Source organism: Dickeya aquatica (assembly GCF_900095885.1).
In the GTDB taxonomy this organism is placed as follows: Bacteria; Pseudomonadota; Gammaproteobacteria; order Enterobacterales; family Enterobacteriaceae; genus Dickeya; species Dickeya aquatica.
Genome location: NZ_LT615367.1, coordinates 3,952,174 through 3,971,975 on the forward strand (window position 1 = coordinate 3,952,174; position 19,802 = coordinate 3,971,975).

At 55.8% G+C, this 19,802-nt stretch carries 18 protein-coding genes and 2 tRNA genes; 10 read left to right on the plus strand and 10 right to left on the minus strand.

Going from position 1 to position 19,802, the window contains the following annotated elements; all coding sequences use genetic code 11:
* Positions 1 to 23: 23 nt before the first annotated feature.
* The 3 genes from amiB to nnr are packed head-to-tail and all read right to left on the minus strand — an operon-like array spanning position 24 to position 3,783.
* Positions 24 to 1,736: an N-acetylmuramoyl-L-alanine amidase AmiB gene (gene amiB, locus DAQ1742_RS17880; protein WP_035344405.1), complete on the minus strand. Its 1,713-nt coding sequence runs from the start codon at positions 1,734 to 1,736 to the stop codon at positions 24 to 26.
* On the minus strand, positions 1,733 to 2,206 hold the full coding sequence (tsaE, locus tag DAQ1742_RS17885; protein WP_035344407.1) for a tRNA (adenosine(37)-N6)-threonylcarbamoyltransferase complex ATPase subunit type 1 TsaE: 474 nt from the start codon (positions 2,204 to 2,206) through the stop codon (positions 1,733 to 1,735). Before tsaE ends, amiB begins: the two co-directional genes overlap by 4 nt.
* Entirely contained in the window at positions 2,203 to 3,783 is a 1,581-nt protein-coding gene (nnr, locus tag DAQ1742_RS17890) for a bifunctional ADP-dependent NAD(P)H-hydrate dehydratase/NAD(P)H-hydrate epimerase (protein ID WP_083961097.1), read from the minus strand. The genes tsaE and nnr overlap by 4 nt, the downstream gene beginning before the upstream one ends.
* A 147-nt stretch (positions 3,784 to 3,930) precedes the next feature.
* Here nnr and queG point away from each other — a divergent pair, with 147 nt between their 5' ends.
* The gene (queG, locus tag DAQ1742_RS17895) at positions 3,931 to 5,070 is read left to right on the plus strand and encodes a tRNA epoxyqueuosine(34) reductase QueG (RefSeq protein WP_035344409.1); all 1,140 of its coding nucleotides are present in this window, start codon (positions 3,931 to 3,933) and stop codon (positions 5,068 to 5,070) included.
* A gap of 287 nt (positions 5,071 to 5,357) precedes the next feature.
* Here the strand turns inward: queG and DAQ1742_RS17900 are convergent.
* The 3 genes from DAQ1742_RS17900 to DAQ1742_RS17910 all read right to left on the minus strand — a co-directional run bounded on the left by DAQ1742_RS17900 (position 5,358) and on the right by DAQ1742_RS17910 (position 6,754).
* A tRNA-Gly gene (locus DAQ1742_RS17900) sits at positions 5,358 to 5,433 on the minus strand.
* A 218-nt stretch (positions 5,434 to 5,651) separates the two neighbouring features.
* Positions 5,652 to 6,578 (minus strand): D-2-hydroxyacid dehydrogenase, encoded by a 927-nt coding sequence (locus tag DAQ1742_RS17905; RefSeq protein ID WP_035344411.1) that lies wholly within the window; start codon positions 6,576 to 6,578, stop codon positions 5,652 to 5,654.
* Positions 6,579 to 6,678: 100 nt separating this feature from the next.
* Positions 6,679 to 6,754: transfer RNA gene (locus DAQ1742_RS17910), tRNA-Gly, on the minus strand.
* A 94-nt stretch (positions 6,755 to 6,848) separates the two neighbouring features.
* Between DAQ1742_RS17910 and DAQ1742_RS17915 the strand changes: the two genes are divergently transcribed.
* Complete coding sequence (locus DAQ1742_RS17915) at positions 6,849 to 7,130, plus strand: hypothetical protein (protein WP_067487309.1); 282 nt, start codon at positions 6,849 to 6,851, stop codon at positions 7,128 to 7,130.
* A 285-nt stretch (positions 7,131 to 7,415) separates the two neighbouring features.
* Positions 7,416 to 8,093, plus strand: a complete 678-nt coding sequence (locus DAQ1742_RS17920; protein WP_035344413.1) for a hypothetical protein — start codon at positions 7,416 to 7,418, stop codon at positions 8,091 to 8,093.
* Here the strand turns inward: DAQ1742_RS17920 and DAQ1742_RS17925 are convergent.
* The gene (locus tag DAQ1742_RS17925; protein WP_035344415.1) at positions 8,071 to 9,072 is read right to left on the minus strand and encodes an LLM class flavin-dependent oxidoreductase; all 1,002 of its coding nucleotides are present in this window, start codon (positions 9,070 to 9,072) and stop codon (positions 8,071 to 8,073) included. The genes DAQ1742_RS17920 and DAQ1742_RS17925 overlap by 23 nt on opposite strands.
* A gap of 433 nt (positions 9,073 to 9,505) precedes the next feature.
* On the opposite strand from DAQ1742_RS17925, the gene DAQ1742_RS17930 reads away from it, so the two are divergent.
* Genes DAQ1742_RS17930 through DAQ1742_RS17955 form a run of 6 tightly spaced genes read left to right on the plus strand, consistent with a single transcriptional unit; the run spans position 9,506 to position 15,135 of the window.
* Positions 9,506 to 10,882, plus strand: a complete 1,377-nt coding sequence (locus DAQ1742_RS17930) for an LLM class flavin-dependent oxidoreductase (protein WP_035344417.1) — start codon at positions 9,506 to 9,508, stop codon at positions 10,880 to 10,882.
* A 14-nt stretch (positions 10,883 to 10,896) separates the two neighbouring features.
* Positions 10,897 to 11,796: an ABC transporter substrate-binding protein gene (locus DAQ1742_RS17935; RefSeq protein ID WP_051124248.1), complete on the plus strand. Its 900-nt coding sequence runs from the start codon at positions 10,897 to 10,899 to the stop codon at positions 11,794 to 11,796.
* Positions 11,797 to 11,843: 47 nt separating this feature from the next.
* Positions 11,844 to 12,791, plus strand: a complete 948-nt coding sequence (locus DAQ1742_RS17940) for an ABC transporter substrate-binding protein (RefSeq protein WP_051124123.1) — start codon at positions 11,844 to 11,846, stop codon at positions 12,789 to 12,791.
* A 29-nt stretch (positions 12,792 to 12,820) separates the two neighbouring features.
* Positions 12,821 to 13,351, plus strand: coding sequence for a GNAT family N-acetyltransferase (locus DAQ1742_RS17945; RefSeq protein ID WP_035344419.1), 531 nt, complete (start codon positions 12,821 to 12,823; stop codon positions 13,349 to 13,351).
* Between the two features lie 4 nt (positions 13,352 to 13,355).
* The gene (locus tag DAQ1742_RS17950; protein WP_035344420.1) at positions 13,356 to 14,297 is read left to right on the plus strand and encodes an amino acid ABC transporter permease; all 942 of its coding nucleotides are present in this window, start codon (positions 13,356 to 13,358) and stop codon (positions 14,295 to 14,297) included.
* Positions 14,298 to 14,316: 19 nt separating this feature from the next.
* Entirely contained in the window at positions 14,317 to 15,135 is an 819-nt protein-coding gene (locus tag DAQ1742_RS17955; RefSeq protein ID WP_035344422.1) for an amino acid ABC transporter ATP-binding protein, read from the plus strand.
* A gap of 78 nt (positions 15,136 to 15,213) precedes the next feature.
* Here the strand turns inward: DAQ1742_RS17955 and DAQ1742_RS17960 are convergent, their stop codons facing one another.
* A complete protein-coding gene (locus DAQ1742_RS17960; protein WP_035344424.1) occupies positions 15,214 to 15,639 on the minus strand; it encodes an organic hydroperoxide resistance protein in 426 nt (141 codons plus the stop codon).
* A 115-nt stretch (positions 15,640 to 15,754) separates the two neighbouring features.
* The gene (locus DAQ1742_RS17965; RefSeq protein WP_035344426.1) at positions 15,755 to 16,225 is read right to left on the minus strand and encodes a MarR family winged helix-turn-helix transcriptional regulator; all 471 of its coding nucleotides are present in this window, start codon (positions 16,223 to 16,225) and stop codon (positions 15,755 to 15,757) included.
* A gap of 376 nt (positions 16,226 to 16,601) precedes the next feature.
* Between DAQ1742_RS17965 and DAQ1742_RS17970 the strand changes: the two genes are divergently transcribed.
* Positions 16,602 to 18,194, plus strand: coding sequence for a methyl-accepting chemotaxis protein (locus tag DAQ1742_RS17970; protein ID WP_035344428.1), 1,593 nt, complete (start codon positions 16,602 to 16,604; stop codon positions 18,192 to 18,194).
* A 90-nt stretch (positions 18,195 to 18,284) separates the two neighbouring features.
* Here DAQ1742_RS17970 and DAQ1742_RS17975 read toward each other — a convergent pair whose 3' ends face one another.
* Positions 18,285 to 19,757 carry a TolC family protein gene (locus tag DAQ1742_RS17975; RefSeq protein ID WP_051124249.1) on the minus strand — a complete coding sequence of 491 codons (1,473 nt, stop codon included), beginning with the start codon at positions 19,755 to 19,757 and terminating at the stop codon, positions 18,285 to 18,287.
* Between the last annotated feature and the right edge of the window lie 45 nt (positions 19,758 to 19,802).

Below are 19,802 nucleotides of genomic sequence, written 5' to 3' on the forward strand. Positions count from 1 at the left end.
TCCTCATTTCATCCATTCGGGTTTCAGGCAGAAGGGATTATCAGCGTCTGGCCCAACTGCACGGTACCGGTAGACATATTGTTGACTTGCTGGATGGCTTTCATGCTCACACCATAACGGCTGGCAATCGCACTTAGTGTATCCCCGCGTACCACTTTATGCTTTCTCACCGTTGCCTCTTTTCTGGTGACATCTTTTTTTACTGATGCCGTAGAGACAGCCTTCGAGGATGACGCTTTGGCCGATGAGGGTTTAGACGACGGCGTATTGGCGGCCAATGCTCCGGAGGGGATTTTCAAACGCTGCCCGACCCACACGCCGTCTTTCTTTAGACGATTTATCTCCCGAATCGCCGCCATACTGACACCGTAACGCGCGGCAATACCCGATAGCGTTTCACCGGTAGCCACCGTATGACGCTGGCCACCGGTTGTGGCGGCGGCCGATGACGTATTGCGATGTGGCTCAGCCGCTGTGTTTTTCACCGTCTGCGTATGAAGCGGACGGTTTTCCTGCTTTGGGACATTTTGTAACGGATGAGCCTGGAAATAACTGCGCAATCCCTGATAAATGGCATTGGCAATTTTCTCCTGGTACTCACTGCTGCCCAGCAGCCGCTCCTCGCTTGGATTAGAAATAAACCCGGTTTCCACCAGTAAAGAAGGAATATCCGGTGAGCGCAGAACGCCCAGACTGGCATGTTCCGGCCTGCGTTTGTGCAAGCTCCCCACGCGCTGTAATTCACGCAACACTTTTACCGCCACGTCATACCCGACGCGCTGGGAATGGCCAAACTGGAGATCCAGCACCGCCTGGCTGAGGTAAGGGTCAGCCGCGCTGTTGGCCAAAAGATCGCCTGCGCCACCCAGCAACTCAGACTGTTTCTCGTGCTGCTCCAGCCAGCCGGCCATTTCACTGTTCGCTCGCCGGTTGGACAACACCCAGACCGATGCGCCGGTAGCCCCGCGGTTTGGTGCGGCATCGGCATGAATCGAAACCAGCACATTCGCCCCTTGCTTACGCGCAACCTCAGAACGCCCCATCACGGAAATAAAGTAATCGCCATCGCGGGTGAGCACCGGTTTAAACGCCGGGTCGGCACTCATGATAGCGCGCAGTTTACGGGCAATGGCGATAGTGACCGTTTTTTCATTTAGTCCCCCCGGGCCGATGGCCCCTGGGTCTTGACCGCCGTGACCGGCATCAATCGCGACCGTGATCTTCTCGCCGTTACCTATCCGCCCGCCCCCCCGGTTTGAGGCCCCGGCAGCAGATGCCGTCTGAGGCACTATCGGGTTACGTGCAGCCTGCGCGGTGGGCTGCGCTGGCGAAGATACCGGTTTAGCCGGTGGTGGCTTGCGTTCAGCCGTGAGTGTAAAGACCGCACTATTGCTCTCTTTGGCTGCGCGAACCTGCACTTTCTGCGTTAAATCCAGCACCAGCCGCAGGCTTTTCGGATCGCTGGCCGGGCTCGTTCGAATACGGGCAATCAAGTTCTGACCGTTGAATGCCAGCGGCAGCCCTTTCATTACGCCAGACTGCTTGATATCAATCGTCACACGGCTCGGGTTATTTGCTACCGCATAGTCATATACCGGCTGGCCGCTGAAACTGAGCGTCATCACCGCTTCACTGGCAGCATTATTCACCCGGATATCGGTCAGGTTACTGGCCCACAATGGCGACGTTAGCAGCAATAACCCAAGCAGAACGGTATTTATCAGGCGCACCATCATGACCGCATGCGCTCTGCCAGCGCTGTCACCATGGCCTCACCCAACGAAGTACAAGCCATCAGGGTCGCCTGACGCCCCACGCCCTGATAGTCCAGGCGCAATTCGACATCGGCCTGAGGCAGAATGCCCGCGCCTTGTTCTGGCCACTCAATGAGGCAAATCGCATCCTGTGACAGGTAATCACGGATGCCCATAAACTCAAGCTCTTCCGGGTCAGCCAGACGATAGAGATCGAAGTGATACACCGGTCGGGGCAATAACGCGTAAGGCTCCACCAAGGTATAGGTCGGGCTTTTTACATTGCCCTGATGGCCAAGCGCATGCAAAAAGCCGCGGCTTAACGTGGTTTTACCTGCGCCCAGATCACCGAAAAGATAAAGGGTGGTGGCCTGTTCACAAGTGGTGGCGAGTGCCGCGCCCAGCGCGACAGTGGCTGCCTCATCGGGCAAAGGTAACAAAAGCGTCTTCATTGTGTCTTTTCTAAGGATATCCGCTCAGGATTTACGTATTGCGGCAATACCGCCATCAAATCGGTTGCCAACATCCCACGCGTGCCGCGTAAGTGCGCCAGCCCATCGGCCGCAGCACCATGCGCCACACAGCCTGCACAAGCCGCGTCATACATTGACAGCCCTTGCGCCAGCATCGCACCAATCATGCCAGACAGCACATCGCCCATCCCACCGCTGGCCATGCCGGGGTTGCCCACATCGGCAATCGCCATTTCACCTGCGGCGCTGGCCAATACCGTACCGGCACCTTTTAATACCACCACACCACCATAGCGTTTTACCAGCTGTTGTGCTGCAAGTAAGCGGTCACTTTCTATGTCAGCAATGCGGCAGTTTAGCAGACGTGCTGCCTCACCGGGATGAGGCGTTAGCACGCGATTCTGACGTTTATGCGGACTGATTGCCAGCAGGTTGAGCGCATCCGCATCCCATAACATTGGTTTGTTACAATTTTCTACGCTGCGCAGTGCGTTTTTCCCCCACTCGCGCAGGCCAAGTCCTGGGCCTATCACCACCACATCAGCCCATTCGAGGCCAACGCGCAGCGTCTCGGCTGTTAATTCCTGCACCATTAATTCAGGCCGCGCCACCAGTAATGCCGCCAGATAGGTACGGTGAGTAAGCACTCGCACTAAACCCGCGCCGCTACGTAGCGCAGCCTCTCCGGCCATGAAAATCGCGCCACCGGTGCCTTCATCGCCACCGATAACCAGTAACCGGCCATGCTCGCCTTTATGCGCTGTCGCGCGACGGGGTTTCAGCCACCTTGGCAGTGAAAACACATCAAACCGGTGTATGGACGCAGGCTGCAAAGCGAGCCACGCCTCAAGCCCCAGCGCATGATAATGGCATTGTCCCACCACATTGCGCGCCTCACCGGTTAACAAACCGGGTTTGAGCGCAATAAACGTCAGCGTATGCGCCGCCACGATCACCTCACCGTGACAAGCCCCGGTCTGTGCATTCAGCCCGGAGGGGACATCCAGCGCCACCACCGGAGCCGGATGACGATTCGCCTCGGCTATCAGCGCATCATAAGGTGCGCGCGGCGCGCGGGTTAGCCCGGTGCCGAGCAGCGCATCAATAATCACATCCACTGTTTGCGGCCATCTGGCACCCGCCGTCAGTTCCTCACCGCCTGCTGCCCGCCACGCCTGATATGCGCCTTGTGCCTGGGGTGGCAGCGGGCGTTCGCCGGGGCAGGAAACCACCGTCACCACAATGCCTGCGGCGTTGGCCAGCCGCGCAACCACATACCCGTCACCGCCGTTATTGCCGTGACCGCATAAAATCAGCCAATGACGAGCCGCCGGATACTGCTCGCATACCAGGTGAAACGCCGCTTCCCCGGCGCGTTGCATCAGCCCATCCAATGACGTGCCACTTTCCTGTGCCGCCCGGCTTTCTTCCCGGCGCACCCACTCGGATGAAAAAACCGGCTCCGGCAGTCTGGCGGAAAACGCGCGGGTGCGTGAGAGGCCGCCGTCGCTTTCAGCTAAAGAGGCATTGTGGGGCAAGTGTGTGTTCTGAGACATAGGCGTGTTCTGACACATAGTTTCTCTGCGGTATGAACAACGATATCACTCACGTTAGCAAGGGATGCCGGTTGTCGCCAGAGGTGAAACACGCCGGCACAGCAGTATGGTAAAATCCGGTGCTGTATTTTTGCCTGATGATTCACCATGACTTATCCCTTCGATCTCGACGCACTCGCGCAGCACATCAAACAATGGGGGCTGGCGCTCGGTTTCCAGCATGTCGGCATTTGTGATACCGACTTATCCCATGAAGAGCCGCGCCTGCAAGCCTGGCTCGATAAACAATATCACGGTGAAATGGAATGGATGGCTCGCCACGGCATGATGCGCGCCCGCCCGCACGAACTGCTACCGGGCACCTTGCGGGTTATCAGCGTACGCATGAATTACCTGCCCGCGAAAGCCGCCTTTGCCAGCACACTGAAAAACCCGCAACTGGGCTATGTCAGCCGCTATGCGCTGGGACGGGATTATCACAAGTTGCTGCGTCAGCGGCTGAAAAAACTGGGCGAACAGATTGCGGAATACTGTGGTGAACTGCAATTCCGCCCGTTTGTTGACTCAGCCCCCATCATGGAGCGGCCATTGGCCGCCAAAGCAGGGCTTGGCTGGGTTGGCAAGCACTCACTGATATTAAACCGCGAAGCGGGCTCCTGGTTTTTTTTGGGCGAATTGCTCGTGGATATTCCCTTGCCGGTTGACCAACCGGTAGAAGAACAGTGCGGGAAATGCGTTGCCTGCATCACCACTTGCCCGACGGGCGCGATTGTCGAGCCCTATACCATTGATGCGCGACGCTGCATTTCCTACCTGACGATTGAGCTTGAAGGGGCTATTCCCGAAGCGTTGAGGCCCTTGATGGGTAATCGCATTTATGGCTGTGATGATTGCCAGCTGATTTGCCCCTGGAACCGCTTTTCACAACTGACCGATGAGCCCGACTTCAGCCCGCGTGCGGCGTTACATGCCCCGGAACTATTGACGCTATTCGGTTGGGATGAGGCGCATTTCTTACGCATTACCGAAGGCTCGGCGATTCGCCGTATCGGCCATCTGCGTTGGCTGCGCAATATTGCCGTCGCACTGGGTAACGCCCCGTATGACGCACAGATTGTGCTGGCGCTGCAAGCCCGGCTGGGTGAAAACGCCCTGCTTGATGAACATATTCACTGGGCGATAGCACAGCAACAGGCCCGCCGCGCACAACACGCCATTGACGTGCAATTGCCGCAGAAGAAACGACTCGTTCGTGCCGTTGAAAAGGGTTTACCCCGTGATGCCTGAGACTTTTCCCATCAGCGATGATCTGGTGATACCGCACTATTTTGCTGTGGATAATTTTAAAAAAACGTTGTCAATCAAGCATCACAAAAAGTACAAGTGATTTTGATAGCGTTTTTTATCATAAAATTATCTTTCTATTTCAATGCATTGAAACTAAAGCCTCTTAAGGCGATCGGGACGCATCGCACTCACATCCTGTTCCAGAGCTGTGGATAAGTCTGTTCAGGAAAATGTAAACGTCAGCAACAAGCTGATGAAAAAGACAACAGGGAGAGAGAGAAAAAAACTGGAGCGGGAAACGAGACTCGAACTCGCGACCCCGACCTTGGCAAGGTCGTGCTCTACCAACTGAGCTATTCCCGCATGTACGGCGTCTAAGTATTGGCGCTTTTACGAAAAATGCCAACGCCTGACGTAAGGCAACTTTGATTTACTTCAACGATTTACAGATAACTGCTTGATTTTTCTGTAATTTAAAAGACTTCATCGCGAAGAGGGCAGCATTATGAACCAAACCGGGGGCGCTGACAAGAGGGGAAAAATAATTTTATCGCCTTCCCGTCAGCGAATGGCCGTAGAGCTTAATAAGGTGAAGAAAAGTCCACCTCGCCTTCCAAAGCTTGCCCGGCCAGATAACGCGGCACATTATCAAGCAACAGCCTGACAAGGCGTGCCGGAACCAGCGGGCCTGCCACATGCGCGGTCAGGGTCAGGTTCGGTGTGTGCCAGAATGGATGACAGGCCGCCAACGGCTCCTGACGAAAGACATCCAGCACCGCGGCTGCAATATCCCCTCGCTGTAATGCCAGACACAAATCGGCGTCCACCACCGCACTGCCACGCCCCACATTGATAAACAACGCCGAGCGTTTCATCGCCGCGAAGACCTCAGCATGATAAATATCTGTCGTCGCCGGAGTATCCGGCAGGATATTAATCACGTAATCCGCGTCTGCCACCGCTGCCGTCAACGCACCAAGCCCGTCAACACGCTCGAACGGCGCTATCTCACGCGGCGTGTGAGCAATACCATGTAACACCACACCAAAGGGCCGAAGAAACCCGGCAACCTCCCGGCCTATCTCTCCTGCCCCGACAATCAACACCTGACGGCCAGCCAATGAGCCCGGCAGGGTCTTGTTCCATTCGCCGTCCTGCTGACTGCGCCAACGCGCAGACAGGTGCAACTCATGGTGCAGCAAATAGGCCAGCACATATTCGGCTATCGCCTGACCAAACACGCCCACCGCACGGCTGAGGCGGTAGTCACGCGGCAACGTCGTCGCCAGCAGCGGTTTGTACCCAGCCCATGTCGATTGCAGCCAGCGTGGTTTCACCCCTTGCGCCAGCAGGCCCGCGGCCTTATCCGGCTCGCCAACCCAAATGTCACACTGCGCGGCCTGACGCACGTCGCCATTACCGATAACCAGCGGCAGCGCTAATGGTGTGCGATTCAATATGGCTTGCAGTTCATCCGCACGAGAGTCAAGCAACAAAATAGAGGTCATAGAACTTATCGCCGTAAAAATAATTCAGATGATAACGTAAACTGCTATCGGGCTGAATAATTGAGACGGAAAGAAAAGTGATGACAAACAGAGAAGAATTTGGAGCGGGAAACGAGACTCGAACTCGCGACCCCGACCTTGGCAAGGTCGTGCTCTACCAACTGAGCTATTCCCGCTGAGGAAAGGTATTCAAAGCGCCCTGAAGCATCTAATTCTTAATCTATCATAAATGATTGATTATAAAGGCTTTAACACTTGAAGGCGTTTGGAATGGCGCTGATTATGGACGTATTGAACCCAGATGGCAAGCCCTTTTTCACCCGATCGGTTTTGTTTGTTTATAAACTCGTCAGTGCCTGTGTTGCAGGTATCGCCCTGCAAGAAAGCAAAAGCCGCCGAAAACAGCACGCCCCTTTGGTTACTACGCCGCAATGCCGTCTATTTTGGTCAACGGAATCCGTACCACATGTGAATATTTATTGTGGATATAATCTTGTCATATATCTAATTATTCATGTGACAAAAAGACAGCAACAGCGCGCACATTCATGAATATTAATCATTGACTGGAGAGAGCAAGAAAGTCATAAAGTGTGGCTGATATTCCTTATGGAAAAATAAAGAGTGAGGGTTATAAAATCTGATTGAGCACAACCCCTCATTCTGGCAGATTAAGCCGACAATAAATAAAATATCGATGACTGTCTGAAAAAACCAAAAATAAAACAGTCAATTTCACATAGCGTTATTACCTGACAACACCACAACCACTATTCATTCTTTTTCGCGCAGGCTTTTAAGAAGCAGGTTGCTGGCTCATTCCCGGAGAGAACGCCTATGTCAGATAGCAATATATTTTTATCTTCCCTACTCGAGAGGCAATTACATGATGCGGCCGTACGTGCCCGAGCCCGTGAAGCCACGCTGAGCAGACAAGAATTACATCACAAAGCCCGCGAATTGCTCGATCAACTCACCGGCATAGAAAATCACCCTGATTATCAAAATGAGATCCCCGCGCACGCCGCAGGCCATCTTCCTGAGCGATTGACGCGTGCCCGGCAGGCTACCGCCTTTGTCAATGGCAGCAGCACAAATCCATTTAGCGGGCTGACGTATCACCAGTTATCGCTGATTGTTTACGATGAAGGCGGCGTATTTACTCTCAATGAACGACGGGCCGCCTGGAGTGAGGCCTATGCGCAAGATCAAGCCTGGCGTCAGCACATTGTCAGGCAGGCTTGCCTGAACTATCACCAGCCACAATGGCAGATACGCTTTTTTACTGACGTGCTAAAAAATTACCGGTCATTACCGGCGATTGAAAAAGCACAATACCCGCGCCACTACGAGCGGGAATTACAATGCCATTTGTTACCTAGCCGCGACAGGGGGCACCTCTTTGATTGTTCCAGCCTGCTTGATTATCCAAGCCTGCTGGAAATGTTGCTGACCATTAAGCAAAACAACGCCAGACGCGAGATGACATCGTCTACCGTGCATCAGGCTCCCTGAGTCCGGCCGCCAGCCCCCGGATAGAGGCCAACCGGGCGGCGGGGTCATGAACCGGGGTGTGAATGATGAATTCGTTAATCCCAAAGCGCTGATGATAATGCTGTAGCTGGCGGTGCACCTCTTGCGTTGTGCCATACAAAATGTTCTGTGCCTGCTTTTCGATACGAAACCGTGTGCTGCCAGACTGTTGCACCAGCACATCCGCCTGCTCCTGTGTTAACACATTGAGCGGCGCACGGTCTTCAATATATACCTTGTAATTATAGCGCTCGCCGGCCAGTGCTTTCGCCTCATCATGGCTCTCAGCGACGATAACCGACAGTGACAACAGTGCCTGCGCCTGCTCAGGCTGATACTCGCGCCAGGTGAGCAGCGTCTCTGTCAGCAGGCTTTCACTGGGCTGGATAAACCCGGCAAAGACGAAATGCCACCCCAGTGACGCCGCCAGGCGTGCACTTTCTGCACTGGCTCCCAGCAAAAAACGCTCTGGTGCCTGTGGCGGCAACGGTGTCGCACGCAGCTCAGCCTGCTGTGCCGAGGCAGGCTCCAGCAATGCATCCAGTTGCCGCAGCTTATCCGCAAACGGCACCTGATGGGCCGGAGCGATTTCCTGTTGTAATGCCTGGGTCGCCAGCGGAAAACCGCCGGGTGCCTTGCCAATCCCCACATCAACACGCCCTGGAGCCAGCGACGACAGCACATGAAAATTCTCCGCCACCTTATAGGGGCTGTAGTGCTGTAGCATAACCCCGCCGGAACCAATACGGATATGGCGAGTGTGCGACAGTAACCAGGCAATTAATACCTCGGGTGATGATCCCGCCAGTAAATCGGTATTATGGTGTTCAGAAACCCAGAAACGGAAATATCCCGATGCCTCAGCGAGACAGGCCAATTCGACAGTCTGAGCCAGTGCATCAGCCGCCGTCATTCCTTCTGCTATCGGGCTTTGATCCAATAAACCAAGACGGTAACCCATATATTTTCCTTCTGTGATCCCGATTAAATTTTCCGCATATTTTCATAGACAGTAAAAATTTATAAATAACAAAACAGGATTTGATTAGTGAAAATTTTCACTATCAGGAAAATGAGAGTGACAATAATCAGCGAAGTGAACTACCTATTTTCATGGATTTATCTTTCATCATAAAATCGCGCGTCAGACCGTATTCCCTGACACCGTCCAATTTCATTTTTTTGAATAAACAAATCACAACCGACACTGAACCGTTTTTGTGCTTTGCCATATTCAATTTTGTTGTTTTACATCCCGTATCCTCTCGTCAATAGTATTTTCCAGTTTTCTTAACCATCGGTTAACCATCCGAACATAAGTCTTCTCCTGCGCGTTATCCATGCCGCAGACGGGTTGCTTTTCACCAGATTTCGTTACAGGGAGCATACGGTTGATGAGTGAACAAACGCTTCACAGGCAAAAAACAAGTACAGCCCCGCGTCAGTTGAGGCTGGGGGTAATATTGCAGGGCGCGGCCGGTAATATGTCGGCCTGGCGGCACCCCAACGTGGTGCCAGACGCCAGCATCAATTTCGGCTTCGTGCTCGATACGGTGAGAAAAGCTGAACAAGGGAAATTTGACTTCGCATTTGTGGCAGACGGCCTGTATATCAACGAAAAATCCATTCCCCACTTTCTCAACCGCTTCGAACCGCTGACGCTGCTGTCGGCACTGGCCGCGACCACCCGGCACATTGGTCTGGTCGGCACGTTATCCACCTCCTACAGTGAACCGTTTACCGCTGCCCGGCAGTTCGCCAGCCTCGACCATCTGAGCCACGGCCGGGCCGGCTGGAACGTGGTGACCTCGCCACTGGAAGGTTCGGCGAAAAACTTCTCGCGCGCCCGGCACCCGGAACACCCCCTGCGCTATCGCATCGCCGACGAATTTTTACAGGTGGTGAAAGGGTTATGGGACTCCTGGGAAGACGATGCGTTTATCCGCGACAAAGCCAGCGGCCGCTTCTTCGACCCGCAGAAACTGCATACGCTCAATCATCAGGGCGAATTCTTCTCGGTTGCCGGGCCGCTGAACATTGGCCGCACGCCGCAGGGTCGCCCGATTATCTTTCAGGCTGGCGCATCGGATGATGGAAAAAAACTGGCGGCCAGCCACGCGGATGCCATTTTCACCCACCAGCACACGCTGGCAGAAGCGCAGGAATTTTACCGCGACGTTAAACAACAGTTGGTGGAACAAGGGCGACACGAAGACCAGTTGCACATTTTTCAGGGCGTCAGCGTGCTGGTGGGCGACAGCGCAGAGGACGTCGAGCGCCAGTATCAGGACACTGCCGCGCTGGTCACGGTTGAGGAAGCGCTCAATTATCTTGGCCGTTATTTCGAACATTACGACTTTTCACAGCACCCGCTGGATGAACCGTTTCCAGATATCGGCACACTGGGGCAGAACAGTTTTCGCAGCACCACCGATGAAATCAAGCGTAATGCGCGCGAACGCGGCCTGACGCTGCGCCAGGTGGCGCTGGAGGCGGCCACGCCGCGCCCGCTGTTTAGCGGCACGCCGCAAGACGTGGCAGACGGATTGCAATGGTGGTTCGAACAGCGTGCCGCCGATGGCTTCATCATCCAGAGCGCCACGCCAGATAACTTCACCCGGTTTGTCGATAACGTCGTGCCGCTGCTGCAACAGCGCGGCCTGTTCCGCCATGAATATCCCGGCCACACACTACGCGAGAGCCTGGCGCTGGATTATCCGCAAAACCGCCATGCCACCGTGCGTCAGCCCACTGAGGGTTCCGCACCGTGAGCACGCGCTACGTGATGCCGGTGCTGCTTACCGGGCTGCTGGTGTGCGCTGGTGGGCGGGCTGAGCCCACCTCCGGCCGTATCGACCTGCAAGCCAACCAGTTGCCGATACATGCGCCCAAAAATGTACAGGCGATTGCCGGGCTTCCGGCCGGCTTCGCTTTTGCCGAACCGGGCACACTGACGGTAGCAATCAGCAATCTCAGCTCGCCGCCGCTGGCTTTGCTGGCCGATGACAACAAAACCCGCATTGGCAGCGACCCAGACATCGCCCGGCTGCTTGCCGACGCGCTGGGACTCAAGCTCAGGCTGGTGCCAACGGCCTGGGAAGACTGGCCGCTGGGTATTGCCTCTGGTCGCTATGACGCCGCCATCATCAATATCGCCGTTACCAAAGCGCGCAAGGAGAAATTCGACTTTGCGACGTACCGCGTCGATACGCTGGGTTTTTATGTCAAAGCCAGCAGCCGGATTCAGGCCATTCGCGGGCCGGCAGACGTGGCGGGGCTAAAGGTGATAGTTGGCTCGGGCACCAATCAGGAAAACATCCTGCTGCGCTGGGATAGCCAGAATCGCGCCCAGGGGCTGCCTGCCGTACAACCCATCTATGTTACCGATGATGCCGCCGCCAATCTGAGTATTCAGTCCGGCCGGGTAGATGCGTTTTTCGGCCCGCACTCCATTGGGGCATACAAGGCCGCGCTGACCGGGCAAACGCGCATGGTCGGCATCGGCCCAAACATCGCGCCAGTCGCGGTTACCACCCGCAAGGGCAATGGGCTGGCGCAGCCAATCAGCACGGCCCTCAACGGCCTCATTGCCGGTGGGCAATACGCACAGGTGCTCGATCGCTGGGGTGAGAATGACGAAAAAGTCACACGCTCCGAGGTCAATCCACGCGGGCTGGATGAGTAACCCCCATCCCTCACCCCGCTGATGTTTTTCTCTTCAAGGAATACGCTATGCAGATGTTCACCGTTCGTTCGTTTTATCGGCTCGCCGCCGCCTTGCTGACTGGCGGGTTATTACTCGCCAATGCCCATGCCGCTGGCATCGATCTCAAAGCCAACCAGCAACCGATTCATGCAGCCAAAAACCCACAGGCCATCGCACAAATTCCGCCGGGGTTCACGTTCGTCGAACCCGGTAAACTCACCGTCGCCGTAGCGGTAGCCGGCTCCTCACCGCCGCTGATGTTTCTGGCAGATGACAACAAGAGTCTTATCGGCAGCGAACCGGATATCGCCCGGCTGGTGGCCGACAGCCTCGGGCTGGAGCTGAAACTGGTATCAACCTCGTGGGAAGACTGGCCGCTGGGCGTGGCATCCGGCAAATACGATGTGGCGATCACCAATGTCACCGTCACGAAAGCGCGCAAAGAGCGCTTTGACTTTGCGACCTACCGCGCCGATACGCTGGGCTTCTACGTGAAATCCAACAGCAAAATCACCGCGATTCAGAGTGCGAAAGATATTGCCGGGCTGAAAATCATCGTCGGTTCCGGCACGAATCAGGAGGCCATTTTGCTCGACTGGGACAAGCAAAACCGCGCCGCCGGGCTGCCCGCGTTTGTGCCTGTCTACGTTACCGATACCGCTGCCGCCAACCTGAACCTCCAGTCTGGACGCGCCGACGCCACCTTCGGCCCTAACGTTACCGGTGCGTACAAAGCCGCACTGAACGGGCAAACCCGCCTGGTCGGAACGGTCAACGGCGGCTGGCCACAGGTGGCGCACATTGCCGTGGCAACCCGCAAAGGCAATGGCCTGGTGAACGCCATTAACACCGCACTCAACGGCGTGATCCAGCAGGGCGAATATGACCAAGTATTGAATCGCTGGGGAGAAAGCATCGAGCGCATCAGCCGTTCGGAGATTAACCCGCCGGGGCTGGGTGACGTCGCGCCGTAATCGGGATGCCACCGAACAAGGAGGAGAACATGTCTGACGACCGTTTCATTATTACTTACCCGGAAGATGCCCGTATCGTGCCAATTATTGATGGGCTGTTTGACGAATACCGACAACGTTACGGCGATTACTTCGATAACCACGAACCGGAGCCGCAAGGGCTTTATCAGCAGCCAGACGGGATTTTTATTGTGCTGCTGCGCGACGATCGCCCCATTGCCACCGGTGCGTTCAAACGTTATGACGCAACAACGGCCGAGCTAAAACGCATCTGGACGGATAAAACCCTGCGGCGTCAGGGGCTGGCAAGGAGAGTGCTGCGCGAACTGGAGCATCACGCCCGCAGGCTCGGCTACAACGAGGTGTTCCTCACCACCGGGTTTCGCCAGCCGGAAGCGGTCGGGCTCTACCTGAGCGAAGGCTATCAGCCCCAGTTTGATACCGCCATCGACAGCGAATATTACAGCCTGCCCCCGCACGATGGCCGGTTGCCATTTCGTAAACCGCTGTATGAGCCGACGCCCACTCAGGCAAGGCATCCAGAACGGGTAAAGGTATAAGCTCATGACATCATCGCTCCATTCTTCAGCGCCTCAGAACCTGGCCGATGTCCCGGTAGCGCCCTTGCGCGTGGTACCGGCGCGTTATCCGCTGCGTATCGCGGGGGCGTTGTTTTCACTGTTTATCTTCGCAGGCGTCGTCGAGTCCGTGGCGTTCAACAACCGCTGGGAGTGGCCGGTGTTCGCCAGCTATTTCTTTCACCCGGTGATTCTGGAAGGGCTTGGACGCACGCTGCTGCTGACACTGCTTGGCACCCTGTTTAGCGTTATCGCGGGCACCGGTCTGGCGCTGGCCCGGCTGTCGTCATCCAGCCTGCTCAGTACGCTGGCGTGGCTGTACATCTGGCTGTTTCGATCGCTGCCGCTGATCCTGGTGCTGATTATCCTCTACAACTTTTCGTACCTGTATGACGCGCTGGCGCTGGGTATTCCTTTCACATCCATCGAGTTTTTTCGCTACCCCACCATTGATGTCCTAGGCCCATTCGCCGTGGCGGTGCTGGGGCTGACGCTGGTGCAGTCGGCCTACACCGCTGAAATTATTCGCGGTGGTATCCTCGGCGTCGATGCCGGGCAGTTCGAAGCGGCCGCCGCGCTCGGACTGCCGGGGTATCGCCGTACCTGGCGCATTATTCTGCCGCAGGCACTGCGCTCGATATTGCCGACCGGTTTCAACGAAATCATCAGCCTCGCCAAAGGCACCTCGGTGGTATACGTGCTGGCGCTGCCCGAGCTGTTTTACACCGTACAGGTGATTTACAACCGCACCCAACAGGTGATCCCGCTGCTGATGGTCGCCACCGTCTGGTATCTGGTTATCACCAGCGTGCTGTCGGTGTTGCAGTATTTCGTCGAACGCTACGTGGCCCGCGGGGCCGTGCGCGAAATGCCAACACATCCGCTGTGGCGGTTATTCCAGCGCCGGATAACCCGTCACCCGCACTGAATTTTCTGGGAGAAACACGATGTCTGAAGCCATTGATCTCTATTCCATCCCACGTACCGCGCCGCGCGCCATCAGCGAACAGGGCCGGATAGACATTCAGGGGGTGGGCAAGTGGTTCGGCGCACACCGGGCGCTGGATAACATTAACCTGACGCTGCCGCCCGGCTCGGTCACGGTGATTATCGGGCCGTCCGGCTCCGGTAAATCCACCTTGCTACGCACCATCAACCATCTGGAACGGGTGGACGAAGGCACCATCCGCATCGATGGCGATTACATCGGCTACCGCCGCGAGGGCGATACGCTGTATGAACTGAAAGAACGCGACATTCTGCGCCAGCGCATCGGCGTCGGCTACGTGTTTCAGAATTTCAACCTGTTCCCCCATCTGACGGTGCTGGAAAATATTATTGAAGCGCCGCGCGCGCACCGGTTGTACTCCAGCGCCGAAGCAAAGAACGTCGCGCTGACATTGCTGGACAAAGTGGGGCTACGTCACAAGGCGCATGCTTACCCGCGCCACCTGTCCGGCGGGCAGCAACAGCGGATTGCCATTGCGCGGGCGCTGGCGCTCAACCCGAAAGTGATGTTGTTTGATGAACCAACCTCCGCGCTCGACCCGGAACTGGTGGGCGAAGTGCTGGACGTGATCAAAGATCTGGCGCGATCGGGCGTTACGATGGTGATTGTCACCCATGAGATAGGTTTTGCGCGTGAAGTGGCTGATCGGGTGGTGTTCATGGTGGATGGCAAGATAGTGGAAAGCGGCGACGCGCATCAGGTGCTGAACCACCCTGCCCATCCGCGCACCGCCAGCTTTTTAAATAAGGTACTGTAGGCTGCGTCCCGGCTCTCGGTAGAGCCGGGACGATGTCAGGCGCTCGCACCGTTTGGTCGGGCCCACTTTTCATCTGACTCAGATAACGGTCAGCGTGACATCAATGTTGCCGCGTGTGGCGTTGGAGTACGGGCAAACGATGTGTGCTTTCTCTACCAGCGCTTCGGCCACGGCACGATCCAGCCCCGGCAGCGCGATTTTCAGTTCCACTTCAATGCCGAAGCCATTTGGAATCGCGCCGATACCGACGCTGCCATTAATGGTGGTGCCTGCCGGAATGGCGATTTTATCGCGCGCACCGACAAACTTCAGCGCACCGAGGAAGCAGGCTGAATAACCGGCGGCAAACAGTTGCTCCGGGTTGGTGCCTTCACCACCGGCACCGCCCAGCTCGCGCGGGGTGGTCAGCTTAACATCCAGTTGCTGATCGGAAGAGACCGCGCGGCCATCACGACCACCGTTAGCCTGGGCATGAGCGACATAGAGAACGTTTTCAATAGACATGGTGTGACTCCTGTTGAGTGAATAAATGGGGCAATTTAAATCGCTAAATATTAAATCGCACACTACTTAGTTGGGTCTAAAAAAAGCAGATCGTACAACCTGCTTATCCCGTCGGTTAAATATGCCGTATCAGGCTGCTGCGCAGCGTCTCTAAATCTTGCTTGATGGCGCGCAACTGTTCGGCGTTGCACTCACTGGCGCAAAACACCCCTTCCGGCACGGCTTTTGCGCATTGTTGCAGCGCGCGGCCCTCGTCTGTCAGCATAATGAATACCTGACGCTCGTCCTGCATGCCGCGATGCCGGTTCAGCAACCCGGCACTTTGCAGGCGCTTTAGCAACGGCGTCAGCGTGGCGGAATCAAGGAATAAACGCTCGCCCAGTTCAGAAACGGTTATCCCGTCACGCTCCCACAACACCAGCATCACCAGATACTGAGGATAGGTGAGATTGAGCTCACTCAGCAGGCGGCGATACAACTTGTTCATCGCCAGGTTTGCCGAGTAGAGCGCAAAACAGAGCTGGCCGTCCAGCCGGAAGGCGTCATCACTCAGTGTGGGCATCGTTTGGGTGTCGTTGCTGTTCATGGCGTTGAATCTACATCGCTCGAAATTAAATAGCAAGCGATTTAGATGAAAAACAGCCTCCCGCTGAAGACTGCTTTACTAAAACCTTGTTACCAATACGGTTTTATCAACACACGGTAGCGACCAGCCTGCTCATTCGTTACGCAATCACCGCAATTCGCAAGCGTGATGGATTCTCATTTTAATCTACGTCAACAACCCTTTGTCATAAAAGTATTAGGCTGGCGCGCAATCAGGGTACGTGACAATCTCTGGTGTCGCTTATATCTGATGTCACACACGCCAAGTAATGCCTTAGCAGTCGTTTCTCCGGGCAGCCAGCCGGAAGACATCGTAGCGTCAGGCAGGGAAACCCGTTGTACCAAGGAGACAAGGGATGTTAGCAAAAGTCAAAATCAGTCATGGTCTGTATGGCGTTATCGCCTTATTTGCGCTGTTGTTACTCACGGTATGTACATTCAGTCTGTACTCTTCCGTACAAAGTAATCAGTCCATCCGCAAAGTCAGTGCCATTGAAGGCGAGCAACTGGTTCCGCTGTATGCCGCGTATGCCGAAATGCTCAATGCCCGGCTGGCGGGTATTAATGCAGCATTAGCCATTGAGGATAAAAAAGATAACGCCACCATCGAAGCGGCGCTCGGTCGCCTGAGTGGTTACATCAACTCGGCCAATGCCGCCATGACGGAACTGCGCGCTACCCCCGCGCTGAGCGCACAGGGCCGCACGCTGCGCAATGAAATCGACAATGATTTCAATGACTACATGAACAATGCTATCGCCCCGATGCTGACCACCCTGCGTGAGCGCAATGTTGATCGCTTCTACACTACGCTTGTGCCCTCCGCGCTGGAAAAAGGCGCGATGTTTCGCCAAAAGCTGAACCAATTCGTCACGCTGGCTCAGGACATCAGCCACGAAGAAACAGAGAATGCAGACCATTTCTACCAGCATACGCTGAAGGTTTTAACCGCCACGCTGGCGGCAGTGTTGCTCCTGAGTCTGTTTACGCTGAAATTTATCCGCACCGTAGTGCTACGCCCGGTAAAACAGGTCAGAACCTATTTCGGCATGATGGAAAAAGGCGTGCTGACACTGGATATTCCACCGCAGCACAATACGGAAATGGGGGGCTTGATGCACTCGTTGCAAGATATGCAGCAGGCGTTTCGCCACATCGTGCATAACGTCAGGGACTCCGCCAGCTCGGTTGCCACAGGCGCAGAACAAATCTCGGCCGCCAACCGCGATTTTGCCGCCCGCACCGAGGCACAGGCAGCCTCTGTAGAGCAAACGGCGGCCAGCATGGAGCAGATAACCTCATCGGTGCAGGAGAACACCGCCAATACCGGTAAAGCGATGGCACTGACCGACTCGGTTTCCACGCTGGCGCAGAAGAACGCCAGCAATTTCAGCCAGATGATCGATCGGATCCAGCATATTGCCGAGAGCTCCAACAAGATCAATGACATCATCAGCATTATGGATGGCATTGCCTTTCAGACTAACATTCTGGCGCTGAATGCCGCCGTGGAAGCCGCCCGCGCCGGTGAAGCCGGTAAAGGCTTCGCGGTGGTGGCCGCTGAAGTGCGAAGCCTGGCGCAGCGCAGTGCCGGGTCAGCGCGTGAAATCAAAGCGTTAATCGAGAAAACCGCACAGGAAATTGCATTCGGGGAAAAAGTGGCCGCACTGTCCACGCAGGATATGACCCGTCTGGTCGAGGAGATTGCCCGGGTGCACGACTTTATGACCCATATCGCCATGGCCTCGGCAGAGCAGGTGAAAGGGATTGAACAGGTCAATATTGCTATTGCTCAGCTGGAACAAGCTTCACAACAAAATGCGGCGCTGGTTGAAGAGTCAGCCTCTGCCAGTACGTCGCTGCACGAACAGGCCAAAAGCCTGGATGACACCATGATGTTCTTCCACCTGGAAGGCTCGCACGCGCTGGCCATCAGCGCACCACGCTAAAAAATATGAGGGCAACGCGTCTGTTGCCCTCTTGTCGCGCTTTAGCCTGCATCTGGCAGGCTAAAGCGACAATATTTCCGCGACCGGCTCTCAGAACGACTGTAACGCGCTGATTTTTCCCTGCTGCCACTGGGCCTCAGACTGGCGTAATGCCCGGCTGAGATCGGCAAGACGGGTAGACGGCAGCGTTTTTGGCAGCAAATCCAGCCCGACGGTCGAGAGGATTTGACCATAGGTATTACGCAGTTCCGCATACGCCAGATCCTGACGCAAATTCGCATTCAGCGCGTTCAGTTCGCCTTGAATCAGTTGCAGTTCACCAATGCTGTTGGCTTTGTAACGGTTTCTCAGCTGTTCGGCTATCTGGCCGTCAAGGTCGCGCAATTCCGCGCTGGTTTTATACTGCCGTACCGCTTCATTGAAATTGGCCCGGGCAATATATAGCTGCGCCATAATCGCGAGCGACATCGCCTGACGCTGCACCTCAGAAATTCGCTCACCGGCCTGCGCCGCCTGATAGGCCGCGGGCCCGGAGATCAGGTTAAACAGGTTCCAGGTCACTTTGACCCCGACATCCGCCCAGCTCTGGTTGACCATAAAAGAGTTACTGTCGTAGTGCCCTCCGGCGCTCACCTCCAGCCCCGGCAACATACGCAATAGGGTTTTACGGGTTTCGGCGGCGTGAATACGTACCTGATACTCTTGCTCGCGAAGCTCAGGGCGGCTCAGTAACGCCACCTGCTCCAGCGTGTTGACATCCACATTCAGCGCAGGCACCGCCATGTCGTGGCTGTCTGGCAAGGCCAGCGTATAAGGGGTATCGAGCGGCAGGTTCATCAGCGTCGCCAGTTCGGTTTTTGCCAGCGACAAGGCACGGCGCTGCTCTTCCAACTGGCGCACCGCTTCGATCAACGCACGGCGATACGTCAGCGCCTCAACCGGGTCGCCAACTTGCTGAGCGCTCATGTGCTCACTGGCTTCACGCGCCTGGTTCACTCGCGCAATCAGGCTGTCGATACGCCCCAGCAGACGTTCGGCGGCAACGGCTCGCCAATACGCCGAGCGCACATCCTGAAGAATGGTGTGCACCACTTTGCGTTTGCGCTCATCAGCAATCCAGCGCTGGTCGGCCTTTTGCTTCGCCCCAACGTAGCTGACGCCAAAATCCAGTACGTTCCAGACCATCGTCAAATCGGCCACATCCCGGTTTCTGTCCAGCGAGGTCGAGGGTTCGAGGGATTGCTGACCGCTGGAGACACTGCGGCTGCTCGAAGCACTGGTATTGCTGCGCCCGACATACCCGGCCGACATCGCCACCTGCGGCAACATATCATAGCGGGCCAGTTCCAGTTGCTGCTGCGACAACGCCTGCTCCATCACTTTGAGCCGCGCTTCCAGATTATATTTCAGCGCCCGGGCCATCGCGTCATACAGCGTGATCGGTGCCGTCACCGGCTCCTGCTGGCTGAACATGGCGACCTTATCCTGCGCGATGTGCTGCTCGCGCTGCGCTTTTGATAGCGGCTGACTGGTAACGGCACAGCCGGTCATGGCCATTACCATCACGCTAAGGCTAAAAAACTTCCGACAGTTTGACACGATCCCACT